The following is a 15,719-nucleotide window of genomic DNA, read 5'->3' on the forward strand; positions in this document are numbered from 1 at the left end:
GCCTCTTGATGGGGAACAGGCCTAAAGATGCGCGTGGTACGTGAGTGGCCGGCGCCCCTCGTGCGTATGGCGAGGCGGCGCAGGGAACCGGTGGTGGTGCAAGCGCTGCGGTCCTCGGCCGCGGCGACGATCGCCTACGTCGTCGCACTGCACCTCAGTCCGGAGGCGGCCCCGCTCACCGCTCCCCTGACCGCGCTGCTGGTCGTCCAGGTCACCCTCTACGCCACCCTCACCAACGGCATCCGCCGGGTGAACTCCGTGGTCGCGGGCGTCCTGGTGGCCATCGCGTTCAGCCTTCTGGTCGGCCTGACCTGGTGGAGCCTGGCACTGCTGATCGTGGCGTCGCTGGCCGTGGGCCATCTGGTCAGAGTCGACGAGTACGTCCCCGAGGTGGCGATCAGCGCCATGCTGGTGCTCGGCGTCACCGCGGTCGGCGACTACGCCTGGGCGCGGGTCCTGGAGACGCTGATCGGCGCGGTCGTGGGGCTCTCCATCAATGTGCTGCTGCCCCCACCGGTATGGGTCGGCGAGGCGGGCGAGTCCATCGAAGGGCTGGCCCGCCGGGTCCGCCAGCTGATGCTGCGTCTCGGCGAGCAGGCCGCGGGCCGCACCCCGTTCCTGCGCGCGGCGGCCCGGCTGCACGAGGCACGCCAGTTGGACCACGACATCGTCGGCGTGGACGCGGCCCTGCGGCAGGCCGAGGACAGCCTGCGGCTCAACCCGCGCGTCCGCGAGGGCCTGCTGCACCGGATCGTGCTGCGCACCGGCCTGGACACGCTGGAGATCGTCACGGTCGTCCTGCGCGTGCTCGCCCGGACCCTCACCGACCTCGCCAAGGAACGCGAGCCGGAGCCGCTGTTCCGCGAGGAGACCGGAGCGGTCATCGAGCAGCTGCTCTCGGAGATCGCCGACGCGGTGGTCAGTTTCGCCGTGCTGGTCACCACCCATGTCAGCGAGAACGCCGAGTCCGCGGAGGAGCGCCTCACCGCGCAGCTGCGGCAGGCCGCCACGACCCGCGACAAGCTCGCCGGCCTGCTGCTGGACGACGTACGCCTGGACGCGGCGCAGTGGCAGCTGCGCGGGGCCGTGCTCACCGAGGTCAACCGGATCCTGGACGAGATGGACACCGAGCACCGCTCGCGCCGTCTCCTGGAGGAGCTGGACCGCGTCTCCCGCGAGCAGCGCGAACGGCGGCCGTGGCTGACCTGGCTGCGCGAGCGGCTGCAGCTGCCGCGGTGGAACCGGCGGGCCGGCCGCAGGCGTTCTTCCTGACGACGAGCACCAGGGCGAGCAGGGGAGCGTGTATGAGCGGCACGGGCGGCGGCGTGCGGATCGACGGGAACACACTGCGGCTTCCGGGCGGGGTGGCGGTGCGTTTCATCCGCACCCTGCGGCTGCCCGAGACGGGCACGCACCGGCTGCCGCCGGGCCTCGGCGAGTTCCCGCTGCGCCGCGTCGGCGACTACCCCGACACCGTGCCCGCCGACTGGCTGGCGCGCGGCGGTGTGATGCTGCCGGTGTACCTGCGCGAGGCGATGTGGCTGAGCTTCGCGGGTACGACCGAGCCGGCCGCGCTGCAGGTCGGGGTGGGCAAGGTGTGCGCGGTGTCGGGCAAGCCGTGGAGCGACCGGCTGGTCCGGGACCCGCAGAACTACCTGGTGCTGCCGCGCCAGCCGTGGCTGGACGGCATCAACTCCGGCAAGGCCACGGTCCGCCAGTTCGTCGCCGTACCGCTGGGCCTCGGCGCGACCGTCGAGGGGCAGGTCACCGGCGAGGAGGTCTGGGGCGGGGTGCAGCTGCGGGCGTTCCCGCTGGCCGAGGGCCCGCTCGCCGCATGGCGTGACGCACGGCCCGCGTACGCCGCCGGGATCCCGCCGAACGGGCCGGCCCAGCCGGGCGCGGCCTTCGGCGGCCCCGCGCTGATGGGCGCACCGGCCGCACCGGCCTCGGCTCCGGCGGGACGCCCGCGCCGGGCGGCGGCGATGGGCCTCGGTGTGGGCGGCTCGATGCGACAGCAGGTCTTCGCGGACGACCGCCCCCTGTCGGACTGGTCCACTGAGGCCTCCGGCCGGGTCTTCGTCCACCTGGTGACTCCCCCGGAGTGGCGCCGCATCACCGGCGAGGAGCCGCCGCCGTCGCCGGTCGACCGCGCGGCGTACACCCGCGCGGGCCTGCCCTGGTTCGACTACTACGACGACGAGGCCCAGGACCTGGCCCCGGCGGACACCCTGGCATCGGTCAAGCCGGTCGGCGACTGGCTGGGCGACGACCACGAGCCGTGGCAGCCGCCCTCCCCCCACCAGGTCAAGCCCCTCGGCGACGCCCCGGGCAAGCCGGTGGAGGACGGCGACTGGTGAGGAAGCCGGCCGGCAGGCCCGGTGCCCGCCCGGACCGGCTGACCGGATGGGCGAGCCCGTGGACGACGGCGAACGGTGACGTGCCGGCGACGGGTCCGGTCGGTTGCCCACCCGGATCCGCCGACCGCAGAGGCGCACCCGAGGACCACGGCGACCCGTGACGCGCCGACGACGGCACGGGCGGGACCCACTCGGCCCCGCCGCGACCGGACGGGCGAGCCCGAGGACCACGGTGACCCATGACGGGCCGGCGACCGGCCCGATCAGGTGCCCACCGGACCCGCCGACCGGACGGGCGAACCCGAGGACCACGACGACCCACGACGTGCCGGCGACCTGCCCCGTCGGGCTCCGCCGGGGTGTTTTCCCTGGGCCGGGTGACCGGTCCGGTTTGGCTGTGGTCGGGCCTCCGCGTCATGGTGGCCTCTGGGACACGGGCGACGAACCGGGGTGCGAGGTATGGGTGACTGGAGCCGGCGGGGGTTCCTTGCGGCCGCGGCGGTCCTTCCGCTGGCGGGGTGCGGCGGCAGTCCGGCGCCGCCCACGGCGGGTCCCGCGACCACACGTACGCCGAGCTCGTCGAGTCCGGCGCCGGCCGGTCCCCGCCCCCTCTACCTCGGCACGTACACCTCCGCCGAGGGGGGCGGCCGGGGCATCGGGGTGGCCTCGTACGACCCGCGCAGCGGGCGGGTGCGCCAGGCCGGGACCATCCCGGGTGTCGCCGACCCGTCGTATCTCGCGGTGCACCCGGACGGGCGCACGCTGTACGCCGTGAACGAGCGTGAGCGCGGCACGGTGACCGCGGTGCGCCTCGCGGACCGGAAGGTGCTGGGCAGTCGGGGCACGGGCGGGGCGGGGCCGTGTCATGTGTCGGTGCATCCGGGCGGGCGCTGGCTGCTGAGCGCGAACTACGGCTCGGGCAGCGTGGCCGTGCATCCCGTCGACGCCTCGGGCGCGCTCGGTGAGCGCACCGACGTCGTCACGCACACCCGCCCCGCGCCCGGGCCCGGGCAGGAGGGCCCGCACGCCCACCAGTTCGTCACCGGGCCCGATCCCGAGACGGTCCTCGCCGTGGACCTGGGCACGGACACCGTCTACAGCTACCGGCTGGACCTGCGCAGGGGCACGCTGGCGGAGATCGGGCAGGCGCACACCCGGCCGGGCGCGGGGCCCCGGCATCTGACCTTCCATCCGGGTGGCCGGTACGCGTACCTGGCGAACGAGGTGGACAACACGGTGGCCGTGTGCGCGTACGACCGCGGGACCGGTCGGCTGACGATCGGTGAGCCGCAGTCCACAGGGACGGGCGAGGGCACCAGTTATCCGGCGCAGTTCGTGGTCTCCGCGGACGGGGCGTTCGCGTATCTCGCGAACCGGGGCGACAACAGCGTCACGCGCTACGCGGTGGAGGCGGAGGGCGCCCGGCTCAGGCTGCTGGACACCGTGCCGGTGGGCGGGGACTTCCCGCGGCATCTGGCGCTGTCGCCGGACGGGCGGCTGCTGTTCGCGTCGAATCAGCGGTCGGGGACCGTGAGCGTGTTCCACGTGGACGCGGCGAGCGGCGCGCTGCGGCCCGCGGGGCGGCCGTTCGCGTCAGCGGTCGCCGTCTGCGCGCTGCCGCTGTAGCGAGCGTGGGCAGCCGGCGGCCGCGGCCTGGCCGAGCAGCACGTGCATGCGCTCGGTGAGCTGGGCGACGGTGTCGGCGGGGGCGTGGAAGGGCAGGCGTACGTCGCCGTGGGCGCGGACGCGTTCGATGCGCAGGGTGAGGCCGTGCCGGTCGACCGCGAGAGGCCGGACACGGACGGCGCCGTGCAGACTGTCGGGTCCGACGAGGCGGGTGAGGCGCTCGACGGCGTCCGGGTGGGCGTCGGCGAGGTGGGTCAGCAGATGTGCCTCGGCGCCGGCCAGCGGGTCGGGGGCCGCGGCCGTGAACTCTCCGGCGTCGACGAGCTCGGCACCGGCGGGGCGGCGCAGTACGACACGGGTGGGGCGCAGGGCGAGGCCGCCGTCCTCGGGGGTGAACCAGCCGGCGATCCACAGCCGGGCGCGGATCCGGCTGCGTACCGGGACGGGGGCGACGTCGGCGAACTCCAGGACCGCGGACGGCTCGCCGCGGGGCGCGCAGAGCGCGGCCGCGAGCAGGGAGCTGTCGTCCGGGAGCCGCAGCACCACCCGGCCGTCGTCGGTGACGGTGTGCGCGCCGGCGAACTCCTCGCGGACGCCGTCCGCCGTCACCGCGCACGACCAAGCCGTCGCGAGCACCGACCGCGCCTGCTCCGCCGCGCCGGGCAGGGCCGTCCAGGGGTCACCCATACATTCCTCCTTAGGTAAGGCTCACCTAACCTATCGGAGATGACGGCTCCCGCCAACCCGCTCAGACGTTCACCACCCCCAGCAGCGCCCGTGCGCACAGGTCCCGGACCTGCTCCCGGCCGAGCTCCGCGCCGCGCAGCCACTCCAGGCAGACGGCCGTGGTGAAGGCGAGCCAGCCGCGCACCGCCAGGGGCAGATCGGGGCGCTGCGCGAAGGCCGGACCGAACTCCGGGTCGGCGGCGAGGGCGGCGAGGATCTGCCGCTCCTGCGCGGCGAGGGCGCGCCGGTAGACACGGCGGACCGCCTGGTCACCGGCGGCGTCGGCGCGGTGGAAGGCGCGGTAGCCGTGGGCATGGGACTCCACGTACCGCAGATAGGCGTCCAGGCCCGCGCCGAGCTGTTCCCGCACCGGAACCCCCGGCACCGCCTCCGTCATCCGCAGCATCCGCTCGCTCTCGCGCTCCACCACGGCCGCGAAGAAGTCGCGTTTGGCCGGGAAGTAGTGGTAGAGCAGCCCGCGCGAGACCCCGGCGATCTCGGCGACCTGCTCGATCCAGACGTCGTCGTAAGGGTTCTCCGAGAACAGCCTCGCCCCGACCGACAGCAGCTGCTCCCGGCGCTCCTCGGTGCTGAGCCGACGACGTGTTCGCTCACCCTGGTTCGCGGCCATGGCCGCACTTTACTTGACGTCGGTTCAACAACGGGCCGAGACTGGACTCCCTGTTGAACCCGCGTACAACAGGCTCGACCTGTCGTTGGATCAAGGGAGATCGCGTCATGGCGGAGACGGCGACCGAGCGGGGACCGGACGGGCTGCCCCGGGGATTCCGCAGCGCCGAGCAGGGCTGGCCCGAGCTGCACCGCATCCCGCACCCGCCCCGCCGGCTCCCCCTGCTGGGCGATGTCCTCGGGGTCGGCCCGCGCACGCCGCTCCAGGACTCGACGCGCATCGGCCGCGAGCTGGGGCCGATCTTCCGGCGGCGGGCGTTCGGCCGGGAGTTCGTGTTCGTGTGGGGCGCGGACCTGGTCGCCGAGCTGGCGGACGAGTCGCGGTTCGCCAAGCATGTGGGGCTCGGCATAGCCAACCTGCGGCCGGTCGCCGGGGACGGGCTGTTCACGGCGTACAACCATGAGCCGAACTGGCAGTTGGCGCACGACGTGCTCGCGCCCGGCTTCAGCCGCGAGGCGATGGCGGGCTACCACCCGATGATGCTGGACGTGGCCGCGCGGCTGACGGGCCACTGGGACGCGCGAGCGGCCGCCGGGGAGTCCGTGGACGTGCCCGGGGACATGACCAAGCTGACGCTGGAGACGATCGCCCGCACCGGCTTCGGCCATGACTTCGGCTCCTTCGAACGCGACCGGCCGCACCCCTTCGTCACCGCGATGGTGGGCACCCTCAGTCACGCCCAGCGGCTGAACACCGTGCCCTCGCCGCTGCTCGTCCGACGGGCCGCGCGGCGCAACGCCGCCGACATCGCGTACCTGAACCGCACGGTCGACGATCTGGTGCGGGCCCGGCGGGCGTCCGGGGCGAGCGGCGGGGGCGACCTGCTGGACCGGATGCTCGACACCGCGCATCCCGGGACCGGTGAGCGGCTGTCCGCGGAGAACGTCCGGCGCCAGGTGATCACCTTCCTGGTCGCGGGCCACGAGACCACCTCCGGCGCGCTGTCCTTCGCCCTGCATTACCTGGCCCTGCACCCCCGGATCGCCGACCGCGCCCGCGCGGAGGTGGACCGGGTGTGGGGTGACGCCGGGACGCCCGGGTACGAGCAGGTGGCCAGGCTGCGGTACGTACGCCGGGTGCTGGACGAGTCGCTGCGGCTGTGGCCGACGGCGCCCGCGTTCGCCCGCGAGGCCCGGCGGGACACCGTACTCGCGGGGACGTATCCGATGCGGCGCGGCGCGTGGGCGCTGGTGCTCACCGGGTCCCTGCACCGCGATCCGCGGGCGTGGGGGCCGGACGCCGAGCGGTTCGACCCCGACCGCTTCGACGCCGCGGCCGTACGCGCGCGTCCCCCGCACACCTTCAAGCCCTTCGGCACGGGCGCGCGGGCCTGCATCGGGCGCCAGTTCGCGCTGCACGAGGCCACGCTGGTGCTCGGGCTGCTGCTGCGCCGCTACGAGCTGGTGCCCGACCCCGGTTACCGGCTGCGGGTCGCCGAGCGGCTCACCCTGATGCCCGAGGGGCTACGGCTGCGGCTGCGCAGGAGGACCGCTCCGGCGGCGGGCCCGGCGCCCGCCGAGGCGCGAACTCACCGCTGAGTCTCCCCACTTGTGGGGGTCCTCTCATCCGGGCGAAAACAAGCTCCGCTACCACTGGGGTGAGGAACCGGGTCGCCGCTGGAGTCCCACCGGATCGAGGAGACGACGTCATGTGCAGCCATCAGCCGCCCTGCCCCACCGCCGAGAGCCCGCACCACCACACCGCGGCCGTCGTCACGGCCCGCCCCGAGCAGGGCTGGAGCCTGCTGTGCAACGGCACGATCGTCTTCGACGACACAGGTGAACTCCTGCCGGACGGGCGGGTGGTGGACCCGCACCGCACCCCGGAGTCCGTCTGACGCCCCCTCAGTCCCGGGCGAAGGAAGGGATGTCGAGGCGGGCGAGCCGCTCGGGGTCGGCCAGGATGAACATCTCGGAGATACGGCCGTCGGAGACGGTGACGCCCATCAGGGAGATCACCTGCCCGTCCACCACATTGGCCACCCCGACCCCGTCGTTGAGCAGCAGAAGGCGCGCGTTCGGCGCGAACTGCCGGAAGAGGATCGCCTGTTCCGCGACCGTCCGGGCGCCGCGCACGACCTTGGACGCGGCCGCGCCGCGCACCAGCGGGCCGGAGTCGGCGCGCAGCACGACGTCCGGGTCGAGGACGGCGAGCAGCGCGTCGAAGTCGCCGCCGCGCGCGGCCGCCAGGAAGGCGTCCAGGACCTTGCGCTGCCGGCCCAGGTCCGGGTCGGCGGACGGGGAGGCCCCGCGCACCCGCCGCCGGGCCCGGCTGGCGAGCTGCCGGGTGGCGTCCGGGCTGCGCTCCACGACCGGGGCGATCTCGTCGAACGGCACGGCGAACATGTCGTGCAGCACGAACGCCAGGCGCTCGGCGGGCTCCAGGTTCTCCAGCACCACCAGCAGGGCCAGACCCACCGAGTCGGCGTGCAGGACCTCCCGCTCCGGGTCGATCTCCGACAGCGGCCGCACGACGGGGTCGGGCACGAACGTCTCGTCCATGGACTGCTCACGCCGCGAGGCGCGCGAGCGCAGCATGCTGAGGCAGGTCCGGCTGATCACGGTCGTCAGCCAGCCGCCGAGGTTGCGCACCTCGGTGACGTCGGCCCCGTGGTACTTCAGCCAGGTCTCCTGCACGGCGTCGTCCGCCTCGGCCAGCGAGCCGAGCATGCGGTAGGCCACCGCGCGCAGACGACCGCGGTGCTCCTCGAACGCCGCCGCCTGAACGTCCTTGTCGTGCACGACCGTTCCCCCCGTTCGTGATCAAGATGTACGCGGATTATCACCGGCCGAACAGCTCGAAGGCCACCGCGGGCCGGTCACCGAACCGGGCGGCGGCCGCCTCGGCGTTGCCCGTGAGGAAGTTCCGGACGTACGTCTCCGGGTCCTCGTCGGTCAGCGCCTCGATGTAACTGCGGTGTTCGAGCAGCGAGCGCACCGCCCGCTCCAGGCCCGCCGTCGCCTCCACGGCGTGGGTGGGGCTGCTCGATCCCGCTACGGCGACCCAGCGGACGCCGTTCCAGGGCTTCAGGCCCCGCTCGGCCAGCTCGGGGAAGATCCAGCGGTTGCCCGCGTCGGCCGCGGCGTCCAGGGTGGCGCGTCCCACGGCCACGTGGTCGGGCGTGTTCCAGGCGGTGCCGCCCCAGGTGTCGCGGTGGTTGAGGGTGATCACCAGCTCGGGGCGGTGGCGGCGGATCGCCGCGGCGATGTCCCTGCGCAGGGCCGTGCCGTACTCGACGACGCCGTCGCGGTGGTCCAGGAACTCCACCGTGCCGACGCCGACGACCGCGGCACTGGCCCGCTGCTCCTGTTCGCGCAGCGGACCGCACTTCTCCGGCTCCAGGGTGTCGATGCCGGCCTCTCCGCGGGTCGCCAGGACATAGACGACCTCGCGGCCGGCGTCCGTCCACTGGGCCACCGCGGCCGAGCAGCCGTACTCGAGGTCGTCGGGGTGGGCGACCACTGCGAGGGCGCGGGTCCAGTCCTCGGGCATCGGCTGGAGCTGGTTGATCACTGTCATGTGCGCAGAGTAGCGCCGTAGGGTAACTGTCCTGTGCCGGACACCGGTTGGTTGTGGCTGGTCGCGCAGTCCCCCGCGCCCCCGGGGCTCTACACCTCGTCCCGGACGAGAGCCAGGAGCCGGTCCAGTACCCTCGGGCCGCCCGCCCTCACTCCGTCGTGCTCGAACTCGTCCGTGACCCAGGTGCGCAGGCCCCGGATCGCCCTCGCCGTCTCCAGGGAGTGGGCCGTGTCGACGTACATGTCGTCGTGGTAGACCGCGGCCGCGACCGGGACCTCGTTCGCCGCCAGGCGGGAGGCGTCGTACAGCGGTGTCCAGTCCGTGCGCGCGGCGAGGAGGTCCGCGGTCTCGCGCAGGGGGCGCAGCGACGGGTCGCAGTCGAACATCCAGGGGTGGATGGTCTCGCCGGTGAACAGCAGGGGGCCGTCACCCGTGAGGGTCTTGGCGGCGTCGAACCGGGGGAACTCGGCGCGGACGCGTTCGGCGGACCAGGCGGTGGGGCGGGCGTCCTGGGCGTAGATGGCCTCGTGGACGAGGGCGTACAGCGGGTGGCCGGCGTAGGAGAGGAGGCCCTGGACCTCTTCCTGGAAGGCGTCGGAGAGGGCCGGGCCCTGCGGGGTGGGGACGAAGGCGTGCTCCAGCAGGAAGTGCAGGCGGTGGCTGCCCTCGCTGCCGCCGAGGAGGATGCCGAGGGACTGGAAGGCCTCGACGGTGAGGTGGTAGCCGCCCGGGAGGGTCACCTCGTGGTGGAGGAGGTGGTCGGCGATGGCGCGCGCCCGCTCCACGTCCTGCGGGTAGCGGGCGTAGTGGCCGGCGACCTTGCGCTCGACGCGCGGGTAGGCGGCGCGGTAGACGTCGTCGGCGTGGGCGTGCAGGGAGGGCAGGCCGCCGGTGATCAGGGCGGCGGTCAGGCCCTCGGGTGCGGTGGAGAGGTAGTTGACCGTGCAGAAGCCGCCGAAGCTCTGCCCGAGGACGGTCCACTTGGCGCCGCCGGTGACCTGGGGGCGGATGGCCTCGCAGTCGCGGACGATGGAGTCGGCGCGGAAGTGGGTGAGGTAGTCGGCCTGCTCGGCGGGGCCACCGCGCAGCGGGAGCGTCTGGCGGTTGGCGGGCGTGGAGTGGCCGGTGCCGCGCTGGTCCAGCAGCAGGACCCGGAACTCCTTCAGGGCGCGGCCGAGCCAGGCCGGCCTGCCGATGAACCGGTTGGCGCCGAAGCCGGGGCCGCCCTGGAGGTAGACCAGCCACGGCAGGCCCTGGTGCGCCTTGTCGCTCGCGACCACCTCACGGGCGTACAGCTCGATGGTCTCGCCCGCGGGGTCGTCGTGGTCGAGCGGCACGGTGAAGCGGCGGTCGGTGAGGACGACGCCGGGCTGGCGGTAGCTGAGGGTCAAGGGTGCTCCCGGTGCGGTCGGAGAGCCCGGATCGCAGGCTCCTCGTGCAGGTCACCCCCAGTCCAGCACACGGACAGCCCGGTGCCGCACCCGGGGATCGTGAACGGTCGCCGGACCGCCGCTCAGCGGGCCGAGAGGCTGGAGCGGCGGACCACCAGCTCCGGCTGCAGGACGACCCGGCGGTGCTCGTGGGCGCTGCCGGTCTCCTCGGTCTCCTCCAGCAGGAGCTCCGCGGCGAGGGCGCCCATGGTGACGGCGGGCTGGCGGACCGAGGTGAGGGGTACGGCGGCCGCGGCGGCGAACTCGATGTCGTCGTAGCCGACGATGGCGAGGTCGCCGGGGACGTCGACGCCGGCCGCGTACATCGCCTGGAGGACCCCGAGGGCGAGCAGGTCGTTGGCGCAGAAGACGGCGGTGGGCCGGTCGGCGAGGCCGAGCAGCCGGGCGCCGGCGTCACGGCCCGCGGTGACGTCGAGGCGCTCGGTGGGGATCTCACGCAGGCGTTCCGGGCCGAGCCCGGCCTCCGCGAGCGCGTTCAGCGCGCCGATGCGGCGGTCGCGGACCTGGGTGAAGCCGGGCGGGCCGCTGACGTACGCGAGGGAGCGGTGCCCGGCGTCGATGAGGTGGCGGACCGCGAGCGCGCCTCCCGCCACGTCGTCGACTGACACCGAGCATTCGCTGGTGCCCTCGGACACGCGGTCCACCAGCACGAACGGGATGCCGTGCCGGCGGAAGGCGCCGATGTTGCGGCCGGTGGCGTCCGCCGGGGTGAGCAGGACGCCCCGCACGCGCTGCTCGGCGAAGAGGGACAGGTACTCGGCCTCCTCGCTCACGCTCTCGGCGCTGTTGCAGACCATCACGCCGAGGCCGGCCTCGCGGGCGGCCCGTTCGGCGCCGCGCGCCACGTCGACGAAGAAGGGGTTGCCCATGTCGAGGACGAGCAGCCCCATGATGCGGCTGCGGCCGGCCCGCAGTTGCCGCGCGGACTCGCTGCGCACATAGCCGAGCCGGTCGATCGCGCTGAGCACCCGTGCGCGGGTCTCGGCGGCGACGGTGTCCGGGCGGTTGATGACGTTGGACACCGTGCCGACGGAGACTCCGGCGGCTCGGGCGACGTCCTTGATACCCACCGACTGGGCCATCGGGCGAAGTCCTCCAGGTGAACGAGGGCGGCGGGAAGGCCTTCACACTACCGCCGTCCCGGAGTGACGGGCCCCGGCCGGCGGGCGGGGCGAAGTCCACGACGTGCGGGGCCCGCGGAGTGGTTCCCCGGGCGCTGCGCCTCAGGGGCCCGGCGGGCACCGGGTCGTCCCGCACGGTCGGGAGGGCGGGTCCGGCTTCCAGCTTCCGGCTTCCGGCTTCCGGCTTCCGGCTTCCGGCTTCCGGCTCAGGCGAGGTGGAAGACTTCCGTCAGCGGCTTCATCGCCTCGTCCGGGCGTGCGCCGTCGAGGGCCTCGAAGAACGGCGCCATCTCCTGCTGCCAACGGGCGTTGACCTCGGTGGCCTCCATCCCGGCCAGGGCCGCCCGGAAGTCCTCCGTCTCCAGGTAGCCGACCAGGAGGCCGTCGTCGCGCAGGAAGAGGGAGTAGTTGCGCCAGCCGGTGGCGGACAGCGCCTCCAGCATCTCGGGCCACACCGCGGCGTGGCGCTCGCGGTACTCGTCGAGCCGGTCCGCACGGACCTTGAGCAGGAAACAGACACGCTGCATGGTGAAGTACCGCCCCCCTGCGAGAAGTTGAACTGGTCGATGCTCTTCGCGCCGAAGACGGCGGGCCTGCCGAGGCCGAGCCCGCCGTCCTTGCCGATGGCCATATGCCGTTGCCCCTGGGTCATGGGGCTCCTCGGCGACCGAGGCCGAGCGTCCCTACCCTTCGCCGTGAAAGGTTTCAACCGATGGCCGGGACGTTAGGCACGTCGGCCATACGGCGTCAATGGGGTCCGTCTCGAAAGTTTTCGAAAGGTGAAGGGCCGGTCCGCCTCGGTTGAACGGGCCTGGACAGAGGGGTTGACACGCCCTTCGGGGGCCCATAGCTTCGCGTTCTGAATCGTTTCATCGAGGAGTCTTCCGACTGATGCAGGAGCCCGAAGTGACCGACCTCGCCGCGGTGAAGGCCGCGCTGAAGACCCAGGCCGTCGAGACGCCGTCGTGGGCGTACGGGAACTCGGGGACCCGTTTCAAGGTGTTCGCGCAGCCGGGTGTGCCGCGTACGCCGTTCGAGAAGCTCGACGACGCCGCCCAGGTCCACGCGTTCACCGGCGTGGCGCCGACCGTCGCCCTGCACATCCCCTGGGACGAGGTCGACGACTACGCGGCGCTGGCCGAGCACGCCGAGGACCGCGGGGTGCGGCTCGGGGCGATCAACTCCAACACGTTCCAGGACGACGACTACCGGCTCGGCAGCATCTGCCATCCCGACGCGGCGGTGCGGCGCAAGGCGGTCGACCATCTGCTGGAGTGCGTCGACATCATGGACGCCACCGGTTCCAGAGATCTGAAGCTGTGGTTCGCCGACGGCACGAACTATCCCGGCCAGGACGACATCCGCGCCCGCCAGGACCGGCTCGCGGAGGGGCTCGCCGAGGTGTACGAACGGCTCGGGGACGGGCAGCGGATGCTGCTGGAGTACAAGTTCTTCGAGCCGGCCTTCTATACGACCGATGTCCCCGACTGGGGGACGGCGTACGCGCACTGCCTCAAGCTCGGGCCGAAGGCGCAGGTCGTCGTCGACACCGGCCACCACGCGCCCGGCACCAACATCGAGTTCATCGTCGCCACGCTGTTGCGCGAGGGGAAGCTCGGCGGCTTCGACTTCAACTCCCGTTTCTACGCGGACGACGACCTGATGGTGGGCGCGGCCGATCCGTTCCAGCTGTTCCGGATCATGTACGAGGTCGTCCGGGGCGGGGGGTTCACCTCCGAGGTCGCGTTCATGCTCGATCAGTGCCACAACATCGAGGCGAAGATCCCGGCGATCATCCGCTCGGTGATGAATGTCCAGGAGGCCACGGCGAAGGCGCTGCTGGTCGATCGATCGGCTCTGGCCGCGGCTCAGGCTTCCGGTGATGTGCTCGCGGCGAACGCCGTCCTCATGGACGCCTACGCCACGGATGTGCGGCCTCTGCTGCGGGAGGTGCGGGAGGAGTCGGGGCTGGACCCCTCTCCCCTGGACGCGTACGCCCGGTCCGGGTGGGCCTCGAAGATCGTTGCCGAGCGGGTGGGAGGGTCGCAGGCCGGTTGGGGGGCGTGAACCTCTGCCCCCTCCTGCCGTCCTCGGACCGCGGGCGGTCCGTGACTCGTCGCGCAGTTCCGCGCGCCCCTGAAGGGCGTGGCTGTCCGTGTCCCTTTTCCCATGTGAGGAACATTCGATGACGCTTCACCCTGAAGCTGCCGCTCTGCTCGATCGTTCGCATCGGCTCGGATCCGATCCCCGTAACACCAACTACGCCGGCGGGAACACCTCCGCCAAGGGCACCGCCACCGACCCCGTGACCGGCGGGGACGTGGAACTGATGTGGGTCAAGGGCTCGGGAGGCGACCTGGGCACGCTCACCGGGTCCGGCCTCGCGGTGCTGCGGCTGGACCGGCTGCGGGCGCTCGTCGACGTCTACCCCGTTGTCGAGCGCGAGGACGAGATGGTCGCCGCGTTCGACTACTGCCTGCACGGCAGGGGCGGCGCCGCACCCTCCATCGACACGGCCATGCACGGACTGGTCGACGCCCCCCACGTCGACCATCTGCACCCCGACTCCGGCATCGCCCTCGCGTGCGCGGCGGACGGCGAGAAGCTCACCGCCGAGTGCTTCGGCGACCAGGTCGTGTGGGTGCCGTGGCGGCGGCCCGGATTCCAGCTGGGGCTGGACATCGCCGCGGTCAAGGCCGCCAACCCGCGGGCGATCGGCTGCATTCTGGGCGGCCACGGCATCACCGCCTGGGGCGCCACCGCCGAGGAGTGCGAGCGCAACTCCCTGCACATCATCCGCACGGCCGAGCGGTTCCTCGCCGAGAAGGGCAGGGCCGACCCGTTCGGGCCCGTGATCGACGGCTACGAGGCGCTCGCCGAGGCCGAGCGACGGGAACGGGCGGCCGCGCTCGCGCCGCACATCCGGGCGATCGCCTCCCAGGACCGCCCGCAGGTGGGGCACTTCCATGACTCCGAGGCCGTCCTCGACTTCCTCTCCCGGGCCGAGCACCCGCGCCTCGCCGCGCTCGGCACCTCCTGCCCCGACCACTTCCTGCGCACGAAGGTGCGCCCGCTCGTCCTCGACCTGCCGCCGGACGCGCCCCTGGAGCGGGCCGTCTCGCGGCTGAAGGAACTGCACACCGAGTACCGCGAGGAATACGCCGCCTACTACCGGCGCCACGCCCGGCCGGACTCCCCCGCCATGCGCGGCGCCGACCCGGCGATCGTGCTGGTCCCCGGCGTCGGCATGTTCTCCTTCGGCAAGGACAAGCAGACCGCCCGCGTGGCCGGCGAGTTCTACGTCAACGCCGTCAACGTCATGCGCGGGGCCGAGGCCGTGTCGTCGTACGCGCCGATCGAGGAATCGGAGAAGTTCCGCATCGAGTACTGGGCGCTGGAGGAGGCCAAGCTCCGGCGGATGCCGCAGCCGAAGGCACTGGCCACCCGGGTCGCCCTGGTGACCGGGGCGGGCAGCGGGATCGGCAGGGCCGTCGCGCACCGGCTGGCCGCCGAGGGCGCCTGTGTCGTCGTCGCCGACCTCGACGGCGGCAAAGCCGCCGCGGTCGCCGAGGAACTGGGCGGGCCGGACCGGGCCGTCGCGGTGACCGTCGACGTGACGTCCGAGGAGCAGATCGCCGCCGCCTTCAAGGCGGCCGTGCTCGCCTTCGGCGGCGTCGACCTCGTCGTCAACAACGCCGGCATCTCCATCTCCAAGCCCCTGCTGGAGACGTCCGCCAGGGACTGGGACCTCCAGCACGACATCATGGCCCGCGGTTCCTTCCTGGTCTCCCGGGAGGCCGCCCGGGTGATGATCGCGCAAGGGCTGGGCGGCGACATCGTCTACATCGCCTCCAAGAACGCCGTCTTCGCCGGACCCCACAACATCGCCTACTCCGCCACCAAGGCCGACCAGGCCCACCAGGTGCGGCTGCTGGCCGCCGAGTTGGGTGAGCACGGCGTCCGCGTCAACGGCGTCAACCCCGACGGAGTCGTACGCGGCTCCGGGATCTTCGCCGGCGGCTGGGGCGCCCAGCGCGCCGCCACCTACGGCATCGAGGAGGAGAAGCTCGGCGAGTTCTACGCCCGGCGCACCATCCTCAAGCGGGAGGTGCTGCCCGAGCATGTCGCGAACGCCGTCTTCGCCCTGACCGGCGGGGAACTGACCCACACCACCGGCCTGCACATCCCGGTCGACGCCGGCGTCGCCGCCGCCTTCCTGCGGTGACGC

General features: G+C 73.1%; 14 protein-coding genes. 7 read left to right on the top strand and 7 right to left on the bottom strand.

Going from position 1 to position 15,719, the window contains the following annotated elements:
- Positions 1-27 precede the first annotated feature (27 nt).
- The 3 genes from ACIGXJ_RS36145 (at position 28) to ACIGXJ_RS36155 (ending at position 3,983) form a co-directional block, all read left to right on the top strand.
- Positions 28-1,272, top strand: a complete 1,245-nt coding sequence (locus ACIGXJ_RS36145; RefSeq protein ID WP_399654878.1) for an aromatic acid exporter family protein — start codon at positions 28-30, stop codon at positions 1,270-1,272.
- Positions 1,273-1,304: 32 nt separating this feature from the next.
- Positions 1,305-2,357: a hypothetical protein gene (locus ACIGXJ_RS36150; RefSeq protein ID WP_399654881.1), complete on the top strand. Its 1,053-nt coding sequence runs from the start codon at positions 1,305-1,307 to the stop codon at positions 2,355-2,357.
- A 459-nt stretch (positions 2,358-2,816) separates the two neighbouring features.
- On the top strand, positions 2,817-3,983 hold the full coding sequence (locus tag ACIGXJ_RS36155; RefSeq protein WP_399654884.1) for a lactonase family protein: 1,167 nt from the start codon (positions 2,817-2,819) through the stop codon (positions 3,981-3,983).
- On the opposite strand, the gene ACIGXJ_RS36160 is transcribed toward ACIGXJ_RS36155, so the two are convergent.
- Entirely contained in the window at positions 3,951-4,670 is a 720-nt protein-coding gene (locus ACIGXJ_RS36160) for a DUF2470 domain-containing protein (RefSeq protein ID WP_399654887.1), read from the bottom strand. The two genes, ACIGXJ_RS36155 and ACIGXJ_RS36160, sit on opposite strands and share 33 nt — an antisense overlap.
- A 61-nt stretch (positions 4,671-4,731) precedes the next feature.
- Complete coding sequence (locus ACIGXJ_RS36165; RefSeq protein ID WP_399654891.1) at positions 4,732-5,340, bottom strand: TetR/AcrR family transcriptional regulator; 609 nt, start codon at positions 5,338-5,340, stop codon at positions 4,732-4,734.
- 107 nt (positions 5,341-5,447) lie between these two features.
- Between ACIGXJ_RS36165 and ACIGXJ_RS36170 the strand changes: the two genes are divergently transcribed.
- Entirely contained in the window at positions 5,448-6,938 is a 1,491-nt protein-coding gene (locus ACIGXJ_RS36170) for a cytochrome P450 (protein ID WP_399654894.1), read from the top strand.
- 110 nt (positions 6,939-7,048) lie between these two features.
- Positions 7,049-7,237 carry a DUF5999 family protein gene (locus tag ACIGXJ_RS36175; RefSeq protein ID WP_399654897.1) on the top strand — a complete coding sequence of 63 codons (189 nt, stop codon included), beginning with the start codon at positions 7,049-7,051 and terminating at the stop codon, positions 7,235-7,237.
- Positions 7,238-7,244: 7 nt separating this feature from the next.
- Here the strand turns inward: ACIGXJ_RS36175 and ACIGXJ_RS36180 are convergent, their stop codons facing one another.
- The 5 genes from ACIGXJ_RS36180 to ACIGXJ_RS36200 all read right to left on the bottom strand — a co-directional run bounded on the left by ACIGXJ_RS36180 (position 7,245) and on the right by ACIGXJ_RS36200 (position 12,018).
- Positions 7,245-8,141 (bottom strand): sigma-70 family RNA polymerase sigma factor, encoded by an 897-nt coding sequence (locus ACIGXJ_RS36180; RefSeq protein WP_399654900.1) that lies wholly within the window; start codon positions 8,139-8,141, stop codon positions 7,245-7,247.
- Between the two features lie 40 nt (positions 8,142-8,181).
- Positions 8,182-8,919, bottom strand: coding sequence for a PIG-L deacetylase family protein (locus tag ACIGXJ_RS36185; RefSeq protein ID WP_399654903.1), 738 nt, complete (start codon positions 8,917-8,919; stop codon positions 8,182-8,184).
- An 89-nt stretch (positions 8,920-9,008) separates the two neighbouring features.
- Complete coding sequence (locus ACIGXJ_RS36190) at positions 9,009-10,310, bottom strand: alpha/beta fold hydrolase (RefSeq protein WP_399654906.1); 1,302 nt, start codon at positions 10,308-10,310, stop codon at positions 9,009-9,011.
- Between the two features lie 122 nt (positions 10,311-10,432).
- Complete coding sequence (locus ACIGXJ_RS36195; protein WP_399654909.1) at positions 10,433-11,452, bottom strand: LacI family DNA-binding transcriptional regulator; 1,020 nt, start codon at positions 11,450-11,452, stop codon at positions 10,433-10,435.
- Between the two features lie 245 nt (positions 11,453-11,697).
- Positions 11,698-12,018: an L-rhamnose mutarotase gene (locus ACIGXJ_RS36200; RefSeq protein ID WP_399654913.1), complete on the bottom strand. Its 321-nt coding sequence runs from the start codon at positions 12,016-12,018 to the stop codon at positions 11,698-11,700.
- Between the two features lie 379 nt (positions 12,019-12,397).
- Between ACIGXJ_RS36200 and rhaI the strand changes: the two genes are divergently transcribed.
- Together rhaI and ACIGXJ_RS36210 are read left to right on the top strand one after the other, a co-directional pair.
- Complete coding sequence (gene rhaI, locus ACIGXJ_RS36205) at positions 12,398-13,558, top strand: L-rhamnose isomerase (protein ID WP_399654975.1); 1,161 nt, start codon at positions 12,398-12,400, stop codon at positions 13,556-13,558.
- Positions 13,559-13,676: 118 nt separating this feature from the next.
- The gene (locus ACIGXJ_RS36210; protein WP_399654916.1) at positions 13,677-15,716 is read left to right on the top strand and encodes a bifunctional aldolase/short-chain dehydrogenase; all 2,040 of its coding nucleotides are present in this window, start codon (positions 13,677-13,679) and stop codon (positions 15,714-15,716) included.
- Positions 15,717-15,719: the final 3 nt, after the last annotated feature.

The organism is Streptomyces sp. NPDC053367, from assembly GCF_044545925.1.
Lineage (GTDB): Bacteria > Actinomycetota > Actinomycetes > Streptomycetales > Streptomycetaceae > Streptomyces.

Excerpts from the sequence above, each read along its gene's own strand:
- ACIGXJ_RS36145 (WP_399654878.1), top strand. The coding sequence starts at position 28 with ATGCGCGTGGTACGTGAGTGGCCGGCGCCCCTCGTGCGTATGGCGAGG.
- ACIGXJ_RS36150 (WP_399654881.1), top strand. The coding sequence starts at position 1,305 with ATGAGCGGCACGGGCGGCGGCGTGCGGATCGACGGGAACACACTGCGG.
- ACIGXJ_RS36155 (WP_399654884.1), top strand. The coding sequence starts at position 2,817 with ATGGGTGACTGGAGCCGGCGGGGGTTCCTTGCGGCCGCGGCGGTCCTT.
- ACIGXJ_RS36160 (WP_399654887.1), bottom strand. The coding sequence starts at position 4,670 with ATGGGTGACCCCTGGACGGCCCTGCCCGGCGCGGCGGAGCAGGCGCGG.
- ACIGXJ_RS36165 (WP_399654891.1), bottom strand. The coding sequence starts at position 5,340 with ATGGCCGCGAACCAGGGTGAGCGAACACGTCGTCGGCTCAGCACCGAG.
- ACIGXJ_RS36170 (WP_399654894.1), top strand. The coding sequence starts at position 5,448 with ATGGCGGAGACGGCGACCGAGCGGGGACCGGACGGGCTGCCCCGGGGA.
- ACIGXJ_RS36175 (WP_399654897.1), top strand. The coding sequence starts at position 7,049 with ATGTGCAGCCATCAGCCGCCCTGCCCCACCGCCGAGAGCCCGCACCAC.
- ACIGXJ_RS36185 (WP_399654903.1), bottom strand. The coding sequence starts at position 8,919 with ATGACAGTGATCAACCAGCTCCAGCCGATGCCCGAGGACTGGACCCGC.
- ACIGXJ_RS36195 (WP_399654909.1), bottom strand. The coding sequence starts at position 11,452 with ATGGCCCAGTCGGTGGGTATCAAGGACGTCGCCCGAGCCGCCGGAGTC.
- ACIGXJ_RS36200 (WP_399654913.1), bottom strand. The coding sequence starts at position 12,018 with ATGCAGCGTGTCTGTTTCCTGCTCAAGGTCCGTGCGGACCGGCTCGAC.
- ACIGXJ_RS36210 (WP_399654916.1), top strand. The coding sequence starts at position 13,677 with ATGACGCTTCACCCTGAAGCTGCCGCTCTGCTCGATCGTTCGCATCGG.